The sequence below is a fragment of the Reichenbachiella sp. genome, from assembly GCF_965223055.1.
Taxonomy (GTDB): domain Bacteria; phylum Bacteroidota; class Bacteroidia; order Cytophagales; family Cyclobacteriaceae; genus Reichenbachiella.
Window position 1 is genome coordinate 84,915 of sequence record NZ_CBDCVM010000007.1, and the last position, 20,293, is coordinate 105,207.

General features: G+C 36.2%; 17 protein-coding genes and 1 tRNA gene. 7 read left to right on the forward strand and 11 right to left on the reverse strand.

What is annotated here, in order from left to right:
* Position 1 precedes the first annotated feature (1 nt).
* The gene (gene aepX, locus ACOQO5_RS07300) at positions 2-1,294 is read right to left on the reverse strand and encodes a phosphoenolpyruvate mutase (RefSeq protein ID WP_420581032.1); all 1,293 of its coding nucleotides are present in this window, start codon (positions 1,292-1,294) and stop codon (positions 2-4) included.
* Positions 1,295-1,466: 172 nt separating this feature from the next.
* Between aepX and ACOQO5_RS07305 the strand changes: the two genes are divergently transcribed.
* Positions 1,467-2,183: a phosphocholine cytidylyltransferase family protein gene (locus tag ACOQO5_RS07305; protein ID WP_420581033.1), complete on the forward strand. Its 717-nt coding sequence runs from the start codon at positions 1,467-1,469 to the stop codon at positions 2,181-2,183.
* On the opposite strand, the gene ACOQO5_RS07310 is transcribed toward ACOQO5_RS07305, so the two are convergent.
* Positions 2,180-2,782 carry a LicD family protein gene (locus ACOQO5_RS07310; RefSeq protein ID WP_420581034.1) on the reverse strand — a complete coding sequence of 201 codons (603 nt, stop codon included), beginning with the start codon at positions 2,780-2,782 and terminating at the stop codon, positions 2,180-2,182. The two genes, ACOQO5_RS07305 and ACOQO5_RS07310, sit on opposite strands and share 4 nt — an antisense overlap.
* 40 nt (positions 2,783-2,822) lie before the next feature.
* Here ACOQO5_RS07310 and ACOQO5_RS07315 point away from each other — a divergent pair, with 40 nt between their 5' ends.
* Genes ACOQO5_RS07315 through ACOQO5_RS07335 form a run of 5 tightly spaced genes read left to right on the forward strand, consistent with a single transcriptional unit; the run spans position 2,823 to position 8,540 of the window.
* Positions 2,823-3,731 carry a Stealth CR1 domain-containing protein gene (locus ACOQO5_RS07315; RefSeq protein ID WP_420581035.1) on the forward strand — a complete coding sequence of 303 codons (909 nt, stop codon included), beginning with the start codon at positions 2,823-2,825 and terminating at the stop codon, positions 3,729-3,731.
* A 27-nt stretch (positions 3,732-3,758) separates the two neighbouring features.
* Complete coding sequence (locus tag ACOQO5_RS07320; RefSeq protein WP_420581036.1) at positions 3,759-5,366, forward strand: cyclic peptide export ABC transporter; 1,608 nt, start codon at positions 3,759-3,761, stop codon at positions 5,364-5,366.
* Positions 5,366-6,199: a DUF1647 domain-containing protein gene (locus ACOQO5_RS07325; RefSeq protein WP_420581037.1), complete on the forward strand. Its 834-nt coding sequence runs from the start codon at positions 5,366-5,368 to the stop codon at positions 6,197-6,199. The genes ACOQO5_RS07320 and ACOQO5_RS07325 overlap by 1 nt, the downstream gene beginning before the upstream one ends.
* Positions 6,196-7,149, forward strand: coding sequence for a hypothetical protein (locus ACOQO5_RS07330; RefSeq protein ID WP_420581038.1), 954 nt, complete (start codon positions 6,196-6,198; stop codon positions 7,147-7,149). The genes ACOQO5_RS07325 and ACOQO5_RS07330 overlap by 4 nt, the downstream gene beginning before the upstream one ends.
* A gap of 8 nt (positions 7,150-7,157) precedes the next feature.
* Complete coding sequence (locus tag ACOQO5_RS07335; RefSeq protein WP_420581039.1) at positions 7,158-8,540, forward strand: ArnT family glycosyltransferase; 1,383 nt, start codon at positions 7,158-7,160, stop codon at positions 8,538-8,540.
* Between the two features lies 1 nt (position 8,541).
* Here the strand turns inward: ACOQO5_RS07335 and ACOQO5_RS07340 are convergent, their stop codons facing one another.
* The 3 genes from ACOQO5_RS07340 to ACOQO5_RS07350 form a co-directional block, all read right to left on the reverse strand.
* On the reverse strand, positions 8,542-10,071 hold the full coding sequence (locus tag ACOQO5_RS07340; protein WP_420581040.1) for a capsule assembly Wzi family protein: 1,530 nt from the start codon (positions 10,069-10,071) through the stop codon (positions 8,542-8,544).
* Positions 10,072-10,155: 84 nt separating this feature from the next.
* Entirely contained in the window at positions 10,156-11,571 is a 1,416-nt protein-coding gene (locus ACOQO5_RS07345; RefSeq protein ID WP_420581041.1) for an NAD(P)/FAD-dependent oxidoreductase, read from the reverse strand.
* Positions 11,572-11,898: 327 nt separating this feature from the next.
* Positions 11,899-11,972: transfer RNA gene (locus ACOQO5_RS07350), tRNA-Asp, on the reverse strand.
* Positions 11,973-12,243: 271 nt separating this feature from the next.
* On the opposite strand from ACOQO5_RS07350, the gene ACOQO5_RS07355 reads away from it, so the two are divergent.
* The gene (locus tag ACOQO5_RS07355; RefSeq protein ID WP_420581042.1) at positions 12,244-14,043 is read left to right on the forward strand and encodes an acyl-CoA dehydrogenase; all 1,800 of its coding nucleotides are present in this window, start codon (positions 12,244-12,246) and stop codon (positions 14,041-14,043) included.
* 94 nt (positions 14,044-14,137) lie between these two features.
* Here the strand turns inward: ACOQO5_RS07355 and ACOQO5_RS07360 are convergent, their stop codons facing one another.
* From ACOQO5_RS07360 to ACOQO5_RS07385, 6 genes are all read right to left on the reverse strand, one after another.
* The gene (locus ACOQO5_RS07360) at positions 14,138-15,043 is read right to left on the reverse strand and encodes a hypothetical protein (RefSeq protein ID WP_420581043.1); all 906 of its coding nucleotides are present in this window, start codon (positions 15,041-15,043) and stop codon (positions 14,138-14,140) included.
* A gap of 289 nt (positions 15,044-15,332) precedes the next feature.
* The gene (locus ACOQO5_RS07365) at positions 15,333-15,482 is read right to left on the reverse strand and encodes a hypothetical protein (protein WP_420581044.1); all 150 of its coding nucleotides are present in this window, start codon (positions 15,480-15,482) and stop codon (positions 15,333-15,335) included.
* A gap of 127 nt (positions 15,483-15,609) precedes the next feature.
* A complete protein-coding gene (locus ACOQO5_RS07370) occupies positions 15,610-16,890 on the reverse strand; it encodes a response regulator (RefSeq protein WP_420581045.1) in 1,281 nt (426 codons plus the stop codon).
* Positions 16,891-16,910: 20 nt separating this feature from the next.
* A complete protein-coding gene (locus tag ACOQO5_RS07375) occupies positions 16,911-18,809 on the reverse strand; it encodes an ATP-binding protein (RefSeq protein ID WP_420581046.1) in 1,899 nt (632 codons plus the stop codon).
* A gap of 25 nt (positions 18,810-18,834) precedes the next feature.
* Complete coding sequence (locus ACOQO5_RS07380) at positions 18,835-19,398, reverse strand: hypothetical protein (RefSeq protein ID WP_420581047.1); 564 nt, start codon at positions 19,396-19,398, stop codon at positions 18,835-18,837.
* Between the two features lie 106 nt (positions 19,399-19,504).
* Positions 19,505-20,086 (reverse strand): SiaB family protein kinase, encoded by a 582-nt coding sequence (locus ACOQO5_RS07385; protein WP_420581048.1) that lies wholly within the window; start codon positions 20,084-20,086, stop codon positions 19,505-19,507.
* Positions 20,087-20,293 lie beyond the last annotated feature (207 nt).

Below are 20,293 nucleotides of genomic sequence, written 5' to 3' on the forward strand. Positions count from 1 at the left end.
ATTAATTCGGTAAAATGGTTAAGATCTCTTTGATCGACATGCAGTATTCATCTGCCTCCTTAGATCGCTGGTGAGTCAAGATAGACTCGGCAGTTTTCTTCATGGCTGGGAAAGCACTTCTCAACAAGTGATTAGCATAGATCACAATATTGAAGCCAGCTGCTTTCAACTCTTCTTCAGTGAATTGATTGTATGAAGAAGGAACTGAAATTACAGGTACCTTCACTTCGAATTTTTGGTATTCTTTCATGAATTCCATGATTTCTTTTCCATCCTTATGACGAGAATGAATCATAATACCGTCGGTTCCCGCTTCTATATATGCCTTAGCTCTTGTCAAAGCATCCTCCATGCCTTTGTCAGCGATCAAACTTTCTAGTCTAGAAAAGATCATGAATTCGTCTGTAACCTGAGCTTTTTTACCCGCTTGAATCTTTTCGCAAAAACCTTCAATAGTATCTAAGGTTTGTTCCACCTCAGTTCCGAACAGTGAGTTTCTCTTAAGACCAACTTTATCTTCGATAACTACAGCCGAAAGACCTAATCTTTCGATGTTTCTTACCAACATAGCAAAGTGCTCTGCTACTCCTCCAGTATCACCGTCTAGGATCATTGGTTTGGTGGTTACATCAAGAATATCATTGATGGTAGAGAATCTTGAGGTTCTGTCTACATATTCTGTATCAGGCTTTCCTTTAGCCGTGGAGTCAGTCAAACTACTAACCCACATAGCATCAAATTCCCGTACTTCTCCGTCAAGTTCCACTTTGGTATCTTCTACGATCAATCCAGAAATACCATTGTGAGTCTCCATTACCTTCACCAGATGATTGTTGTCAAGCATTCTTCTCAGCATTCTTCTTCTGATGTCAGGCGTATTTCCAATTTCTTTCAAGGCTTGTCTCAAGCCTGTAGAAGAGATCCCTGAAGTGTATTCAGGTTCAACTAGTTCACCACCCCATTCAGCCAAAGTTTTAATTACTCTGTCTCTGATGTGTCTTTGAGGACCTGTTTTCCAGTCATCTCCATGAACAACGTAATCAGGCTTTAATGCTTTTAGGTTTTTTTCGTAATCAAGTTCTTCCTGAGGAATGACTTCGTGAACACCCTTTATGTTTTCCAAAATTTGTTTTCTTTCATCGAAAGAAAGAAAGGGTACTCGAGCGAACTTTGACACCGCTTCATCTGATAATAACCCGATAGTTACTTCCCCTAATTCACGTGCTTTTTCAATGATGTTGATGTGGCCGTGGTGTACCAAATCAGTACCCATACCGACATACACTTTTTTCATGCTAAACTTGATTTTAAAGTCTTAATTATTTTGAAACTCATTTTGGGTCGGGTTGCAAAACTAAAAGATATATTTCGCAATCATTTACTATGACTCATAAATTTGCATTTACCCCCAAAGCAATTTTTATCTATCTTCGCCACTTTAAAAATAGAGTATATAAAACTACACCATGAGTAATCAAAACATCAAAACAGCAGTCATTTTAGCGGCAGGTAGAGGGACCCGATTAGGTGACCGTACAAAGGAAATGCCTAAGGGATTTCTAGAAGTAGGAGGGGAGACCTTGATCGAACGTTCTATTCGATTGCTCAAAGAAAATGGAATAGAGAAAATCGTAGTGGGTGTGGGTCATAAAGGAACTGCTTATGAAGATATTGCAGAAAAATACGATCTAACTATATATTATAATGATGAATACTCTACTACTGAGAGTATGTACACATTAGTTTGTGCAGCACCTCATATAGATGGTGAATTTCTATTGTTAGAATCAGATTTGCTTTATGATATTTCTGCTCTGCAGACTTTGTTAGAGACAAATCAACCAAATGTGATATTAGGAAGTGGATTTACTGACTCTGGAGATGAGGTTTATTTACACGGATTCGAAAGTGGTGATTTTCGTTACTTGTCTCAAGATGGAAATGATAAAATTAATGCATATGCTGAGCTTGTTGGTATATGTAAATTGAGCCTTGATTTTTATAAAAAAATGATTGCTCTTCCTACCATCAAAAAAATGAAATACGAATACGCGTTTAATGTACTGTCTCCTAAAGAAGACATATTCATTGAAAAGCAGTCAGAATTGGTGTGGTGTGAAATCGACGATGAAGATCATTTGAACCGAGCACTGTCAAAAATTTTGCCACGACTGAGCAGTTAATTCTCCTTTTCGTACCAATATCCAGTGGTTCGATCTCTTCGGCCATTGCTTCCTAAATAGTTGTAAATGTGTTTCAAGTAAGCCACTGGTTCTGCTGGGACAAATGTTTCTTGACCTAAAAACTTAGCGGGTTTTACTGGAAGTGCTAATTCTTTGGCATATGGTGTTCTTTCAGCTACATAATGACTATCCTCATAGGAGGTGAGTGTACCCTCTTTGTCTTCATAAAAATAAATATCAGCGTCAAAACCTTTGTAATTGAAATAGAGTTTTGGTCCGCGGTGTCTAAACGAGGTGTCATATAGTTTGAATCCTTTAGGCAGGTTCTCCCTCTTGCTCCATATTTTTTCATACTCTTCTTCATGAGCACCAAAATCTACGTCAATATCATGAGGCAATATGGCCTCTTCTCTGTGATAGCCTAACAATGTGCCAAAGTCTATCCAGTATATTGCCCCAGTTTTTTGCATGTATTCGTTGGTGACTTTGAAAAGCTCTTCTAAGATCTCAAGTTTCCTGTTTGTATAGTTGCCTGGGAGTGTGGTGAAGAACACATTGATAAAGCGTTGAAGTTTTTGTATGATGGATGAAAGATTCATAGTTTTGCGCTCAATTTTAATCGTGCAAATCAAACAAAAATTGAGCAATTCGAATCAGACTATTGATATTGTTTACACTTGGGTGAACGGAGATGATCCCGTTTATATTAAAAAGTGTCAAAAATTTGCTGAAAATTTGGATGATGTAAACCCAGAAAGGTTTAGAGATGTGTACGACATGATCAAATATAGTCTGCGTTCGATCGAGCAATTTGTGCCTTGGGCGGGTAATATTTACATTCTTACTCAAAAACCTCAAATTCCAGAATGGCTGGATACGAGTCACCCACGTATTAAGGTGGTGCATCACGAGGATATTTTTGATGAAGCGTATTTGCCTACTTATAGTTCTAGTGTGATTGAAAGTTACCTGGATAAGATTCCAGGTTTGTCAGAGTATTTTCTTTACATGAATGATGATTTTCTATTTGGTAAGAAGACACCATTAGAGGCTTTTATGTCTAAAACAGGCAAAATCAATATTTTCGGTACTTTGTTTGGAGAAAACCCTAGCTGGAGAATTTATGAAGCTAAGAATGATATCATTGGCCTAGGTTTGGTTGAACATTGCCCATTGCTTGTAAAAAAAGAATACTGGGACGCTATGTACAAGTTGTGGCCTGAGAAAACGCATGAGAAACGTTTGCATCGATTTAGGCAAGACGATGATTTCATGGCGTATAAGCTATATAAGTATTATATGCTCAAATTCGAGCAACATACTTGTCGCGCAATGAATGTGTTTGAATTGAAGAAATGGCAAATTTTCCACAAAATCACAAATAATTTTTCTAGACAGAAAAAAGCTTTTGAACGCATCGTTAGGGTACAACCAAACTTTTATTGTCTAAACGATGATCAAAAAGACAAACCAAACCAGAAGGTTGTTGAATTGGTGCAAAGATTTTTAAGTAACTATTATCCTAACAAGTCTTCTTTTGAGAAGTAGGCTAAACGAATTATCTGAATATTCAATATGCGAATTTTAAGGTTATTACTTCAATCGTCAAAGATGCTGTTCGTTACAGCAGCAATTACAAGTGTCCTAACAGGTTTATGCTCCACAATGGTGATTCAGCAGATTCATCAAGCTATTCAAGCTAGTGAATTTGATCAGTCGAAGTTTATCACGGTTTTTTTGATATTTTGGGTGGGATATGGAGTATTAGCTGTAATATCTACTTATACTGTATCGCTGCTTACTCAGTCCATTATTCATAAATTGAGAATTGATCTTTCTGAGAAAATTTTAAGGGCTCAATTCAGTACAATAGAAAGGAATCAAAGCCGGCTTTTACCTATACTTACCGAAGACATTAAGACAATTGCTACTTCTATAGATCGAATGCCAAGCGTTACCACAGGGTTGGCTACCGTGATAGGTATTTTGGTATATATGGTTTGGTTTTCTCCTATTCTTTCGCTCAGTACAGTGGCTTTGTTTTTTATCGTTTGGGTAATCACTAAGCTGTCATTGCCATTTGTTCGCAAATACGCTGAGCATGCTCGTGAGCTGTGGAATGATGTCTTTGGACACTTTGAAGGATTAATTTTTGGAATTAAAGAGCTCACACTGAATAGTCAATTCAAAAAGATCTATGTGACTGATTTGATTGACCCCACAAGTAAAAAACAGAATTCATATAACGTAAAGGAGAATTTGGTCTCGTCGATGGCTTCAAAGTCCACTGATATGGTTTTGCTTTTTGGGATTGGCGCTTTGATTATAGTGATTTTTCAAACACAATTTGTCACGTTAGAGGTTTTTGGACAATACCTGATATTGGTTTTGATGACTATTGCTCCACTGTCTTCAGCTACAGGATTTATGGCCAATCTAAAAAGAATTGAAGTGGCATTAGATCAGATCAGTGAAGTAGGTCTGGTATTGGATAAAAAACTAACAAAAGGCACAAAAAAATTAACTGATCAAACGAAATCTGGAGATGTTTTGATTGAACTGAAGGAAGTAAAGCATGAGTATTACAATCCTGATGAAGATGAGCATTTTGAGTTAGGTCCGATTAATTTAGGAATAAAGAAAGGTGAATTGTTATTCCTCTTAGGAGGGAATGGTAGTGGCAAAACCACATTGGCTAAAATTATGTTGGGCTTGTATCCAGCCAAAGGTGGCCATATAGAATTTGCTGGTCAAAAAATTGATGATGCTTTTATTGATGATTATAGAGACCACTTCTCAGCTACTTTCGTGGACTCTTATCTATTTGATAAATTGATTCATATCGGAGATGATCATTTGGAAGAAAGGGGGCAGTCTCTAATTGATACACTTGAATTGACTAAAAAGGTTCAAATCAAAAACAAGAGATTTAGTACTAGTCGTTTGTCTGAAGGGCAGAAAAAACGTCTAGGCTTAATGGTGTCTATTTTGGAGGATAAAGATATCTACTTGTTTGACGAATGGGCCGCTAATCAAGATCCACATTTCAAGAAAATTTTCTATGAGATTATTCTTCAGGATTTAAGAAAAGAAGGAAAAACTGTAATCGTTATTACTCACGATGAGCAGTACTTTGATAAGTGTGATAGGGTGATCAAGTTAATGGAAGGAAAATTGGTGTAATGGGGTCAAGACCAAATGTTATTCTTACAGCTGCAGACGAATTTTACTTTCGTACATTTTGTCAGTTTGTTTATACTTTTCATTCGACCAAAGAGTATAAAAATAGCGAGCTCATATGTTATGATTTAGGGTTCAATGAGGATCAGAAACATCATTTGAAACAGCTGAGTAAAAAAGTACCAAACTTATCGGTCAGGTCATTTGATTTCTCTAAATATCCTGAATTCGTTCAGCTCAAATACAAAACTTATTCGTTCAAGCCTATCATGGTCAAAGAAGTATTTGAGGAAAAGCAAGGAAATTTACTCTGGTTAGATAGCGCTACAATTTTAATCAAACCATTGGATTATGTTTGGAACCAAATTAATGAACATGGTTTGTATGCGCCGATTGGAGGTTCAGGTACATTGAAAGAATGGACGGTACAGCAAACATTGGATTATATGAATGTTCCTGAGAGTTATCACAATCATCGCAATATTTGTGGATGTATGTGTGGTTTTGGATATCACAACCAGGCGATTAGAGAATTGGTGTCAGAATGGGAGAAGTATTCACTTATCCATGAATGTATCAAGCCGGAGGGAGCCAATCGAGCTAATCACAGAGATGATCAGTCTGTCTTAACAATTTTGTTGTATCAGTTTCAAGAAAGCAAAGGAATATATCTAACCAAGGATGAGGTGAATATTAGCTCTCAACATCCTGTGAATTATTTAAGTGTCAGAAATAAACTCAAACCTAATTTCCCATACAATCTAAGTTGGTTGTCTGTTTTTTATTTCAACTTGCATAGACGAATGGATATACTGGTCAATCGAATCAAATCATGACAACATTTCATTTTATACTTATTGGCTTTGCCATTTTTTTATTCCTACTTAACCAGACTTATAACTATTTGTCGGGGAAGAAATTTGTAAGGGATTATTTGCATTATTTTCTAACGACTAGAAAATCACTTGAATACTGGGATGAATATTGCGCCAGTAACCCTAATAAATCTGAAATCATAGTTTCTTTTTCAACTATCCCAAGTAGAATCAGTGAAATCATACCAACTGTTAAAAGTCTACTTTCACAGGGTTTAGCTCCTAAAAAAATTCATTTGAATGTGCCTGAAATATCAATGAGGGAGAAAGTTGGGTATGTTATTCCGAAGGAAATTCAGAACCTCAAATGTCTAGAAGTAAAAAGAGTGGATAAGGATTGGGGACCTAGTACTAAGTTTATTCCTGCTGTGTCAGCATTAGGGCCAGACCAAAAAATATTGGTAGTAGATGATGACAACATGTATCCTAATACTATGTTGGCTGCTTTTGATAAGGCATCCGATGAAAAACCGGATTGCATAGTAGCGGCTAGTGGTTGGAGGGTGCCAGATGATTTGGTGGACAGAAGTACTACCTTGTGGACCAATATCACCAAACAAGCGCCAGTACCAATTCCCACTACGAGAGTCAATGATTATTATCCAATTGATATTGTACAAGGGTATTCAGGTTTTTTGATTAGACCGAAATTTTTTGATTATGAGGAGTTGACAGATTATCCCGACGAGCCAAGAGCGGTGAGGTTTGTAGACGATGTATGGGTAAGCGCTCATGCTAAAGTGCCTAAATTTGTTTTTCCTTCCAATCGTTTTTGTTACATACCATTCTGGACAGAAGGATTCTTCAAATCTAATAGTTTAGCCTCTATCAACAATCATGGCAAAGAACGTGATGAGGATAGAAATAACTCAATTGCATTGCGGTATTTTAAAAATAAGTGGGTTAAATAATTTGAGTCATGTTGAAAGTATTGCAAAAGGTTAGTCTAGTACAATACTTCAAAGCACATTTCGGACTGTTTTTACTCGTAATTGTCTGTTTGACTATATTCAGAAAGTTTGATCACGATGAGTTTGAAGCAGTGCACTCTTCTTGGAAAATACTTAATGGGGAAAGAATTTACATTGATTTTTTTCAACATCACCACCCTTTTTTTTATTTCTTACTAGCACCAGTTATTTGGTTGTTTGGTGAAAGTGTAGAAACTGTCTTGGTCATCCGTTTTATGATGTTGACCATGTATTTTGTAATGTTTTGGTGCTTGTTTAAACTGTCGAAGCTCCTTTTTGAAGATGAGAGAATATCTTGGCTTAGTGTTTTGCTTTTGGCAAGTACAGCTATGTTTAGTAATAAAGCCATTGAAATACGACCGGATGTACCTCAGGTATTACTAGGTATGCTTAGTATACTTTTTTTATTTCAATCAGTTATAGAGCGTGGCAAGAAGAAGAGAGTATTTCTTAGTGCCATTTGTTTAGGGATTTCTTTTCTCTTTCTACAAAAGACAATTTTCACCGTTGCAGTCGTTGGGTTAGTTCAATTGTATTGGGTATTCAACAATGAATTCAGCTGGTCTAGATTAATTCAATATTGGCTTTTATTTGGATGTGTGATTAGCCCATATTTTATAAGTTTAATTGTATATGACCAGTTAGAGATTTATCTCTTTTTCAATTGGATTTTAAATATGCATTTTGAAGGCGGCTTTTCCCCATTCAACACAATTATTGACTCATTTTATTACAATCACCTTATATGGATATTTGGTATTCTGGGATTTGGCGTTTGCTTCAAAAAGAAAAGGCGAAGTATAGTGATATTTGGCGTGTTGCTTTTAGCTACAGTTTTCTTAGTTAAATTTCCTTACAGACAATATTTCATGCCATTCGTGCCGGTCCTTTGTATGATGGCGGCTATAGGAATGTTTGAGTTCCTTAAGCTAAAACAAATGAAATGGGTTGTGTTTCTTGCAACGGTAGTGCCTTTTGTCTATTTCAGTATGACCTTATTGGTTTACCCAAATAAACCTCAATTGGATAAAATAAATTGGGTGGTAGCTAATACTAATCCATCTGACTATGTGTATGATGGTGATATTTATTTTAACCTTTTCAGAAGGGATGTAGATTTTTTCTGGTACAGTACAGAACCTGGTAAAAGTGGTTTGAAGACTTACCAAAGTCTCAAACCATATTCATACGATGTATACAAGCGTATACAGGAATTCAAACCTAAAATCATTTCAGATACATTTATAGAGGATATGTCTCATGAAATCATTTCGAGGAATTATAGACAATCAACGGAGTACCCAGAATTATATATTCGAAGCGGCTATTGAATTACCGATTGAGAAAATAAGAAAGTGAAAGGTTCACAACAAAGTTATTTTGTTCATTGTCTACAAAAAGAAGGTTGTTTCTGTAAATCAATAAAAACTCTGGATTTATACTGAAGTGATCAAACATTCTGATGTAATCTACTCCAATGGTAATCTCATAGTCAGTAGGTTCATCTTCAACACCCGCATAAGCATTTACCAAATAATCATCGTTGAATCTAATTCTTTGAAATGTGAAACCCATTTTCCCTTTTGGATTATAGAAGTTTACCCAGAATATATCAGAGTTTGAACCTGGTCCAATTCCGGCTCCGATAATTTGCCCATTATGAGTGTATCCATTTTTAACCACACTATGGACATAGTAGGTAGCACTAATTGCTGGATAAATGATCTGAAGTTGATTGCTGCTCAAGGTTGTGTTTTCGTAGTTAATTTCGAGTAATTTGCCATTATCTAGATCAAATGTTTTAGTTAAACCTATTGTCCTTGCCCTCGTTCGGTCTGGATGTTCTGCTAAATCCAGGATACTCCCATAAAAGTCATTTCTTGCAAATTCAAGATACATATTCAATCCAACTTGAGGGAAAGCATATTCGAGAACAAATGAGTACATTTGATCGTACTCGTCGTTTTTTTGGAGTCCTTTATGTGTATTTCTTATAAAAGCAGCAAAAAAATCTTTGGCTGATAGATCACCACTAGCCCAACGAGTATACATGATTCTATTTAACCCCATAGTAAAACCCTTGATAAAACTAGGTTGATAACCTAACGTAAAACCAGTAATGTAATGTCTGTTGTTTTCAAGTACTTCATCAAAGTAATCGGATTTAGAAAGTGCTCCCCAATACCATTTGAATTCAATAGACCCAATCTTTGTTTGTGCAGGCCTTGCTGTACCTAGATCCAAATGAGGAAATCCTCCAGCATTTTTACTCATAATGATAGGGTTGTATCTAGATGGACCCCAAGAAAAATTGGCAGTGGATAAACCGAGTGTTGCATTCTTGTAAATAAGTCTTACTTCCGACTGACCCCAGTCAAATTCGTGGTGAGCCTCATTGCCATAGCGCATGACCCAATCGATATTGCCTTCAGCTGGATATGAATAGGGGTTCTTGTTCAGACCTAAATTGGGGATATGATATGCATTATTCTGTGCGTACCAAAAAACTGGAGCAAAGGTGTAGTGAACGATACCAAAATTTCCTCCAACACCGGCTGTTAAAGATGCATTTGAACCTCTTCCACTCCACACCGGGCCGTCGTTATATCCTCTTGGGTATTTTGAGTTATATACATATGAAAACCGAGGGTTTAGAACATAAAAATTATTCTTTTTCCCTTTGTTGAAACGAATATTAAAATGATCTTTCCACATATTCCATACGAGTGTACTGTCTGTACTGTATGGTTCCATAATCGAAGGTCTAATCATAATTGGCCTTGGATTGACTTCAGGATTCTTCAATAAAAGTGTTCGATAGTAATTCTCAGTGTAATCACCAGGATAAAATACTTGTGCCAAACTAATATTGGTCGAGCAAATCAATAATATAAAGATTAAAGAATATTTATTTTGAAAGGACATAATTGCTAAATGCACTTTAAGTTATTGATTGAGAATGTCTTTTATTTCTCCCTCTTCTTGATATTCTGAATCTGTATTTATTTCCCATAGGTTAGTATTTGAACCGCTAGAAATGTTTTCAGCCGCTAGGAGTCCCATCAATATGGAGTGATCTTGGTTATTATATTTAAATGAACCGTAACGACCGATTGGAACTAATTTGTCAATTCCGTCAATGTAATTCTCTAATGTTTTTAGAGGTTCTTGATATCCTGTTTCGTATACAGGGTAACACCTTGGGATCCTTATCACTTTAGAATTTAAAACCTCCATGGTATTTGGGATTAAATTCAGTGTTTTAATTTCCTCTTTTGCGATTTTCGTGAGCTTTTCATCGTCCATTTTCCAAATATCATCATTCTCAAAGGCCCAGAATTCCAGACATATTATTGACGTGTTTTTGTCTCCATATAGCGTAGGGCACCAATTTCTAAAATTAGTTATTCGACCATGCTTTACATCTGGTGAATGGACATAAATCCAATTGTCTTCAAAAAGGCCAATACCATCAATTTCTAGATATACCAAAATTGTATTTCTAAAATATAGCTGATTAGCAGCGTCTATCACGTTTTGAGGAACTGCATCTAGACCTTTTATCATTGACGTGAATGGCATAGTAGAGACTATGTGGTCTGCGGTAAATTCTTTTCCATCAATTAATTGAATACCATTGGCAACATTTGACTCATCTACGTTGACTTTTTTAACTGGTGCGTTTAGGTGTATAGTTCCCCCATTTTTCTCTATTAATTCGGCACATTTTTCGTAGAGCAAACCTGTACCATACTTTGGGTAAGAGAATTCATCAACTAATGTTTTATGCTTGTTACCTCTATTTCCTTTGATAGCGGATATTACCGCTCCGATTAGCGACAAAGATTTAATTCTTTGAGCTGCCCAGTCAGCATCAATTTTTGAACATGGAATTCCCCATAGTTTTTCTGAGTAACTTTTGAAGAATATCTCATAGAGTTTTTTTCCAAATCTGTTTGTAACCCAAGCCTCAAAAGTAGATGGATCCTTAATGGGGTTTATTCGTTGAAGAAGATAATCCCATAGAATACGAATTATTGTAAATGGGTTGAGGTTAAATAATACGTTTGTAAATTTTAGGGGATACTGAAAGAATCTATTCTTATAATATATTCGTGTCAGTCTATTTACATTGGTGAATTCTCCATCCAGTACTTCTGTAAAAAACTGGTTGATTTGTTTTTCTTTAGTAAAAAATCTATGTGGGCCTAAATCGACTCGTTGACCCCAGAGATCAAAACTCCTAGACATTCCCCCCACAAATTCACTTGCTTCGAATAATTCAACTTTTACGCCTTTTTTAGATAGTGCATAAGCACAGCTTAATCCGGCGGGGCCGGCACCAATGATGATTACTTTCACGCTGTAAGGGGATGTATCTCGAGAGATTTGTTCAATTTTAAAAATGCAAAGGTATGTTTAGTTATTCAAACTGACAAAGACATTACTTATTACTGTTTAATAGTTAATAAGTTGTTAGGAATCTGTTTTGGGAGTGCGAATACCTTGATTGCACGATTAGTAATTTGGATGTTAAATAGAATAATTATCGAATCCAAGATCCAATATATAATCCAACTGTTCTTTCTAATTGAAACCTGAAGATGTATTGAGAGAAAATCTTGATAGAGAGTATGTAAGTTATATAAAAAAAGCACTTACAAATTAATGTAAGTGCTTGATTTTCAGCGGAACGGACGGGATTCGAACCCGCGACCTCCTGCGTGACAGGCAGGCATTCTAACCAGCTGAACTACCGCTCCTGACCTCATTTTCGGTACTTATTTCCCTCAAATGCGATGCAAAAGTAGAGGCAATAAATCTATTATGCAACAACTATTTCAGAATATTTTAAAATATTTTCATTACGATTTATTTAGTCGTTTGCTATAATAAAATGAGTTCAGACTAACAGGTTCAATATCAGACATTTCTCTTTTTTCAGGACGAAGTTTGACTATTAATTTGAATATCAGCAACCATTCAATTATCTTCAATCTCAATTGTTTCATACACTAATACCTAATACATATCATGTCCGAATATTACTCTCGAAGAAACCTAGATTTTCTACTTAAAGAGGTGTTTGACTTAGAGTCTCTCCTTAAACTTGACTATTATAAAAAGCATGACTTGGATGGGGTGAAAATGATTTTGGATGCTGCTGGACAATTAGCAGATACTGAAATGCGCCCATTTAATGAAGAGATGGATAGGAAGGACCCTCAATTGGAAGGAGGAAAAGTGAAGGTGCATTCACAAATCAAAAAATTACTAAAGAAGTTTGGTGAGGGTGGATGGATATCGGCTAATGCTAATGAAGAGGTAGGAGGTCAGCAGTTACCAATACTTGTATCTTCTTGTGCTCAATTCATTTTCGGTGCTGCTAATTACTCGGCAAGTGTTTATCCCTTTTTGACTGCAGGTGCTGCCCGTTTAATTGAAGAACATGGTTCAGACCAACTTAAAGATACTTATGTTCCCAAGTTGTATAGCGGGGCATGGCAAGGTACTATGGCAATGACAGAGCCTGATGCAGGGAGTTCTCTTTCAGATGTAAGCACTTCTGCAGAGCCTTTGGATGACAATGGTACGGTGTTTAGTATTCAAGGACAAAAAATATTTATTTCAGCTGGGGATCATGATGCGGTAGACAATGTGGTTCATTTGATGCTGGCACGTGTAAAAGGTGCTCCAGAAGGCACCAAAGGTCTGTCTTTATTTGTTGTTCCTCAGAAGAGGTTTACAGAAGATAACCAAGAGGTGATGAATGATGTGACCACAACAGGTTTGTATCACAAAATGGGGTATAAAGCAGCACCCATTGTACACTTGAGCTTTGGTGAAAAGAAAAGATGTTTTGGTTATCTAATTGGTAAACAGAATGAAGGCCTTTCTTATATGTTTCAGATGATGAATGAGGCCAGAATAGGTGTTGGATTAAGTGCATCTTCTATTGGTTCTGCTGCGTATTATGCATCTCTCAATTATGCAAAAGAAAGACCACAAGGGCGTAAGCCAGATGAAAAAGACCCCAATTCTCCTCAAGTTAACATAATAGAGCATAGCGATGTTCGGCGAATGTTGTTTTTTCAGAAGGCAATTGTCGAAGGTTCACTATCTCTATTGTTACAATGTGCCCATTATGCTGATATGGCGAAGGCTGGAAAAGAGGAGATTAAAGAGATTTACAGACTGACACTGGATCTACTGACTCCTGTAGCTAAGAGCTACCCAAGTGAAATGGGTATACTTTCAACCTCTGCAGCAATTCAAATTTTAGGTGGAGCTGGGTATTGCAAGGATTTTCCATTAGAACAGTACTTTAGAGAAATGAGGATCCATACAATACATGAAGGAACTACTGGAATTCATGGTATAGACTTGTTAGGAAGAAAGATTATCATGGGTGGTGGTATTGCTTTTAGGGCGTTTACTGAAGAAGTATCAAAAACCATTAAAAAAGTAAAATTGGAGGTGATTGAGCTTTCAAAATATGGTGAAAAACTTAACGATGCTTTATTTAGACTTCAAAATATTACTATGAAGCTCTCGACCATTGCCATGAAAGAGAAAAAAGAAGTGTTTTTAATGGATGCTACACTCTATCTTGAATTATTTGGTGTAGTTGCTATTGGGTGGCAGTGGCTTTTACAAGCCATACCTTGTCAGATTGCTGTAAATGAAAATAGGGGAGACGAGTTTTATAATAGCAAGCTACACACTATGCGTTACTACTTTGAGTATGAGCTTCCTAAAACAGAAGCAATAATTGCAAAATTAAATAGCTCAGATCGTATGTTGATTGAAATTGATAGTAAGGATATCATCTAATCGAGTTAAACATAATCTGTAATTCTTTATGTACCGATTAGATTACAAGTTCTGAATTTTTCAATGTAGCTAGAAGTTCTTTTGATGCATCAGATTATTTTCTGATACAGACAAACATGTAAGAATGTTTTGTTTTTACTATATAGGATTGGTAAGACTTGCTCGGCATTATATTAGATACCATTTTCCATAATGGAATTGCACGCGGAGGTATGTCTTCTATTACAATTGCACCACCTTTATTGTCGTTCATTTTGCGCATAGCAAATATTAATGTGGCAAGATTCGCATTTGGTGAATGGAGCCCATCATCAATAATCAGATCAAGTTTGCCTTCAATTGATTTTTCTAATAATTCGAATGTTTCTAAGCGTGTTTGATCAACAAAAAATGTTTTGATGCGTTCCTCTTCAAACAAAATGCCTCTATCAAAATCAGCACCATATACAGTCGCATGAGGTAAAAAATCACGGAATGCTCTCAGCGAGGCTCCAGGCTTCCCATTAGCACCCATGTTAGAGGCAACATTGGTATTATTTGTTCCCATACCAACTTCTAATATTCCCTTGACTTTATCTTTATCCTTTAGAAGTGTGGCATATATCAAATGGTAATTGTGCTTAGTAGATTTATCACTTCCATATTCATTGAATTTGTCCTCGAGCTCCCTACATAACTCGTCATTCTGGTTGTTACCCACTTCTTCATAGAATTCATCAATAGAATAGATCTTGCTTTCTTTCGCACCAATTAATTCTTGAGAAAATAGCTCTAATAGAGGTATAGTTTGATTGACACCTTGAAGAGTTAATTTGGAAATCAATGGATGAGATCCCGCACTATTAGGTACATAAATTGGCATATCAGCAGGATTAATCAAAGAGTATTTTTCTCTGAGTCTATCATAAAGCACCGCATTGCGTATTCTTAGATACATTTTACTCATTGGTTGGCCTATGACTGGTATAGAACCAAAAATTCCTGTGATAGATTTACTCATTGCTTAATAAATTCTTAAGTGTCCAAACTGATGTGTGCGACTAAAAACACATGCTGACTAAGATACTGTTTCTAAAAGTATTTAACCAAATATCAAGCCTAGATGGGAAGGCAGGTGAGAGTCAAAAGAATTCAATTTGAAAGTTCCTGATAATAAAAGCAATTCAAAGAGATGTTAAAATACGTTTTGTGTCATGCTTTTTCAGGTTGGGAAGATTTAGAAACAAAAAAAGCTTCGTGTTATGAAGCTTAAAGTGTATTTTTTGAATAGAATCTTCTATTCTTATAGGTTATGAAATTTTCTCAAGTACTTCTTTTGGGAAAGTAATTTTATAAACAGTATCCAAAGAATTGCTGAATAGTTGAAACTCTTCTTCGCCAAAGGTAAGATCCGGAGTAGGATCTTCCAGAGCATTAAGTTCGAATCCTCTGTCTCTCATTTCTGGGAGAATTTTTATAATGATTCTTTGCCATGCTAAAGGCGTTATGCTCTTATTGCACCAATTCTTCAATGTCAAAACCTTAATCTTCATACCGAGCCGCTTTTATACTGCAAATATTGTTAAATTAAATCTTAATTCCCATAACCATAATGTCATCGGTTTGTTTTTCTTCACCTTTCCATTCGGTTAATACTTTATCTAGCAAATCTCTTTGCTTATCCATTGGTTTATCCAGTCCAGCTTCAATACTTTCAGTTAGTCTGGCTACTGTAAATTTCTTATTCCCAGGGCCACCAAATTGATCCTGGAATCCATCTGAGAACATGTAGAATGATGTTTCTCCTTTAGTATATGATAACTTATGTGTGGTGTAGTTTCTTTCCTGATCTAAATATCCACCTAAGGAAATTCTATCTCCTTTTACAGTTTTTATTTTTCCTTTTTCGGAATGCAGTAAGTTTTGTTGAGCACCAGCGAAATATACATCCGAATTGTCTTCGTCAATGATCATGATACTAGCATCCATACCATGATGATTGTTGTTCTCAGATTGATTAAGAATATCTTGTATACCAATATTTAAATTGTCTAAAATTTCACCAGCATCCGTAATTTCATGCTCATAAACAATCTGATTGAGAAGGGACTCGCCAATCATACTCATTAAGGCGCCCGCCACTCCATGTCCTGTACAATCCACAGAGGCGATAAATTTATAATTGGCCTCTTCAGATTCAAACTCGGCGAACCAGTAGAAGTCACCGCTAACTACATCAAGTGGCTTGAACAATATAAAGAAATCAGTAAATGCTTCTTTAATCGTTTCAGGAGACATTAACATAGCATTTTGAATAGTCATCGCATACTTGATACTATCCATCAACCGTTTGTTTACTTCGGCTAATTCTTTCGTCCGAAGCTCTACCTTTTCTTCTAGTCCACTATTTGCTTTTTCTAATTGTCGAATGAGCTTCATTTTATCACTCTTCAATTCATAAGCTTCCAGGGCTTTGTCAATTGTAAGCTTCATTTCACCTTTGTCCCAAGGCTTCGTGATGTATTTGTATATGCCGCACTTGTTTACAGCCTTTACAATAGCTTCGATATCTGCAAAACCTGTCAAGATCATTCTGATAACATCTGGAAATTCAGGAAGAACCTTTTCCAGCAATTCGGTACCAGTCATTTCTGGCATTTTTTGGTCAGTGATCAGACATTGGATGTCATGTTCACGTAACATCTCTATTGCTTCGTGCCCTCCAGGAGCAGTCAGTACATTGTACTCCCTTTTAAATGCCATTCTAAATATGCGCAGATTACTTTCTTCATCATCAACATAAAGAATGGTATACTTTTTTTTGCTTTTGGCAGCTGTATCTTCTACTGGAGTTTGAACTTCTTCCATTTGTTAGTTTACTTCTTAAATTATGCTTTTTGCGATTCGGAAACTTTTTCCTCTTCAGAGGATTTATCCATGTGTTTTGGAATAAGGATGGAGAACTCTGTTCCTTTTCCTTCTTCACTATTGCAGTAGATGTTTCCGCCGTGTTTTTCTACGATGCCAAATGTAATGGACATTCCAAGTCCAGTTCCAATACCAACTGGTTTAGTAGTAAAAAAGGGCTCGAAGATTCTTCTTTTTACTTGCTCTGACATTCCAGCCCCATTGTCCTTAATCTTAATCATGACATGTTGATCCTGGTTTTCAGTATATAACTGCACTTCACCATCTTTTCTGTCATCAGGAATTGCTTGGATACCGTTGTTTAGAATATTCATGAATACCTGATTCAGCTGACCTGGGAAACAATTGATATCCTCAATGGAGTCATCGTAGAATTTCTTAATGTTGATTTTATTTTTCGTCTTGTTACGAAGTAGTACTAGTGTAGCGTCTAATGCATCATTTACATTGGCTGGCTTCATCTCTTCTTCATCTAGTCTAGAGAAGACTCTCAATCCTTTTACAATCTCAATTGTTCGAACGGCACCTTTCTTAATATCCGATACCAATTCCTTCAAATCACTCAAGAGGTCGTCGTATGCATACTCATCTTTCATCTCCTGGATGTCAGCGAGTGTTGCTTTATAGTCATCACTCTTTTCAAGATCATCGTATTTTTCAACAATTGAAATCAAATCATCCAATGATACTTTCAGTGTGTCAATTCCATTGTATACAAAGTTGATCGGATTGTTGATCTCATGGGCAATACCTGCTGTAAGCTGACCCAGAGATGCCATCTTTTCTGATTGTACCAGTTGAGATTGTGTACTCTTCAGGTTTTCAAGAGTTTGTGTGAGTTCCGCCTTACTGTCTTGCTCAACGGTAAGCGCTGACTTCAGCTTGTTCTCAGCGATCATCAATCGTTCTGTTGCCTCGAGTTGCTCCTCAGCAATATTTCTCATTCGCTCCTCAGAGTACTTCACTCGGTCGTAAGCTTTTCTTAGTTCCTCTTGCACACGAATCAGTTTTTCGTTGACCTCAATTTGCTTTCTAGAACTTTTTAAGATTTCCTGCTCGGATAATTTTAATTTTTTGTTTCGTTGCTCCAAGGCACGCTGGGAGAGGATGAGCTTTTCATTCACTTCCAATTGTTTCTCTGCACTACTTCTCAATTCTTCCTCTGATCTCTGAAGCTTAACGAATGCCTCATTCGCAGTAAGGAAGTTCTTGTAGGCCAAGTTTACTGCCGGTCTGAAAATAAACGAAGCTTGAATTAGCAAGATGGCAATGATGGCAGCAGTTATTACGTACTCAAACTGAGAGAAACCACTTTTGTTGGTTTTTGCTTCCAACTGATATTGAGTAGCTAATTCTGATGCTTTTTCTGTATAGCTTTTTTGTGAAAGGATATTGGTTAGAGCTCTACTTAATATTAGGTTTTTGTCATCTTCAGGATCACTATAACTAACTCCTAGTATCTCATTTCCAGCATCTCTAATTTCTCTAAATGAAAGATCCATGTCGCTAAGCATGGTAGTAGTCGCTTCCGAATTCTCTGTTCCGTTTAGTCCATAATTTGCATCTCCTTTTGTCAATGCTCTTTGGATTTTTGCGAATTCCTCAACTGCTGGTTTTAACCTTCTTTTTACAAGATTAAAGTTTGTCTCATTCGTTTTAATCCGGTCCACATTGATCAATGCCGCACTCTTAGTGATTTCCTCGCTTAATGTCGCTTGTTTTTGTGCCAACTTTACCAGAATAGCATCATCCTGATTTACCCGAATGGCATTTTGTACAATAAATTGACCAATGAACAAGCCTAAAATGGCTAGGATCAAAGTCAATATATACGATCGTATCAGGTTATCCTTTTTCATAGCAGGTACGCTTTTGTTTAGTTAATTAAGCAGCTCCTTTACTCTTCAGAAAAGAGAACTGGTTTTTTCCTTCAGTGTTGTTTTGCAGCGATCCGCCCGAAGCCCCTGATCCCAGAATCTTTTTCTTACGCTGCTTAGTGAAGTAGTCTTCTAACTTGGATTCAAAAAATTTCAGAGAGAGTGCAATGATCAGCATTACACCAATCCCAACATAATTACTTCCGTTTGCCCAACTATCAATGACTGGCTCTAAAAACAATTGCTCAGATATGAACAAAACAATAAAAACAACAAAAAGTATTCTTGTTGCTTTTTTCCCCATAGTCATTTTATCTAGTTGGTCAATGGTGACCTCTAATTCTCCATTCTTTTTATGAATCTCTACGTTTTGACTCTTAATTTTTTGGTTAGCGTGGTCAAGTTTTTTCTGTAGTCGATCACTTATTCGAGTGATCACTTTACTTTGGTCGAGTAGGTCTTTATAATGCATAGCAATTCCTACCGCGTCTTCAAGGTTGACGTCCTTCTTTTTAACTTTTCCTACATACTCCGAAAGTATCTTTTGTTCTTCGTGATAAAGTTCTTTCATTTCAGTTTAAATATTTCTATCTGTCTCCCCACTTACTCCCAGTCTCATACCTGATGTATGTAATGAATGTTGTTTGTTACTTATTTTATTCATAATTAATTGAAGCTTAAGACGCTTCAGCTAATTTTTTCTCTATTTCTCTTGGTACTCTTATTTGAAAAGTAAAATAAGAATACTCATTGTTTACCTGATGAAATTCATAAGATAATTTTTGACCAGTTTTTCTGGCAATTTCCACAAACCCAAGGCCTGCAGTTCCTTTGTCCGAGAATTCTCCATTGTAGAGAATCTCTTTGTATAATTTTTTTAGTCCGTCTTTATCTAAAGCGTTGATACTATCAAGTTTAGACTGAATCACATTTATTTTATTGTTTGGAATGAAGTTTCCAGTCATGATATTGTAAAACTTCTTTCTGGCTGTCACTAATAATAAACCAGATTTAGAATCATAAGTATCTATTTGATTGGTTTCATCCGCAACTTCATCCATGTGATGATAGAGGTTCTGAATACACTCAGTAGCGGCACCATAAAACTTTTTCTTAACTAAACGGTCAGTTTCTAATTCCGTGATTCTCCCATCAAGAGTTTCTATAATGGAAGTGACCAAGTCAAAAGTAACTTCTCCCTTGTACATCAAAATGATGTTTGTATCGTAAATATTTTTATACCGCTTTAATAAATCCATTCTTTCAATTTGTCTTTCAGAAGGTCTGGTTGAAGTTCACTTGAACTCTAAATATTACCCTTCCAAAAGTAAAGATACCTGAACAATCAGTAAATCAATAATTTACAAACATAAATTGGATTATTCAAAGAAAATGATTGCTATTTACTTAGCGAAAATTAAAATGCTACTGCATTCTAATCTGAAGCCTATGTTGAAATGACTTTC

Bases quoted from the DNA above. Each gene is read 5' to 3' on its own strand.
- aepX (WP_420581032.1), bottom strand. From the start codon at position 1,294: ATGAAAAAAGTGTATGTCGGTATGGGTACTGATTTGGTACACCACGGC.
- ACOQO5_RS07305 (WP_420581033.1), top strand. From the start codon at position 1,467: ATGAGTAATCAAAACATCAAAACAGCAGTCATTTTAGCGGCAGGTAGA.
- ACOQO5_RS07310 (WP_420581034.1), bottom strand. From the start codon at position 2,782: ATGAATCTTTCATCCATCATACAAAAACTTCAACGCTTTATCAATGTG.
- ACOQO5_RS07320 (WP_420581036.1), top strand. From the start codon at position 3,759: ATGCGAATTTTAAGGTTATTACTTCAATCGTCAAAGATGCTGTTCGTT.
- ACOQO5_RS07325 (WP_420581037.1), top strand. From the start codon at position 5,366: ATGGGGTCAAGACCAAATGTTATTCTTACAGCTGCAGACGAATTTTAC.
- ACOQO5_RS07330 (WP_420581038.1), top strand. From the start codon at position 6,196: ATGACAACATTTCATTTTATACTTATTGGCTTTGCCATTTTTTTATTC.
- ACOQO5_RS07335 (WP_420581039.1), top strand. From the start codon at position 7,158: ATGTTGAAAGTATTGCAAAAGGTTAGTCTAGTACAATACTTCAAAGCA.
- ACOQO5_RS07355 (WP_420581042.1), top strand. From the start codon at position 12,244: ATGTCCGAATATTACTCTCGAAGAAACCTAGATTTTCTACTTAAAGAG.
- ACOQO5_RS07360 (WP_420581043.1), bottom strand. From the start codon at position 15,043: ATGAGTAAATCTATCACAGGAATTTTTGGTTCTATACCAGTCATAGGC.
- ACOQO5_RS07365 (WP_420581044.1), bottom strand. From the start codon at position 15,482: ATGAGAGACAGAGGATTCGAACTTAATGCTCTGGAAGATCCTACTCCG.
- ACOQO5_RS07370 (WP_420581045.1), bottom strand. From the start codon at position 16,890: ATGGAAGAAGTTCAAACTCCAGTAGAAGATACAGCTGCCAAAAGCAAA.
- ACOQO5_RS07375 (WP_420581046.1), bottom strand. From the start codon at position 18,809: ATGAAAAAGGATAACCTGATACGATCGTATATATTGACTTTGATCCTA.
- ACOQO5_RS07380 (WP_420581047.1), bottom strand. From the start codon at position 19,398: ATGAAAGAACTTTATCACGAAGAACAAAAGATACTTTCGGAGTATGTA.
- ACOQO5_RS07385 (WP_420581048.1), bottom strand. From the start codon at position 20,086: ATGGATTTATTAAAGCGGTATAAAAATATTTACGATACAAACATCATT.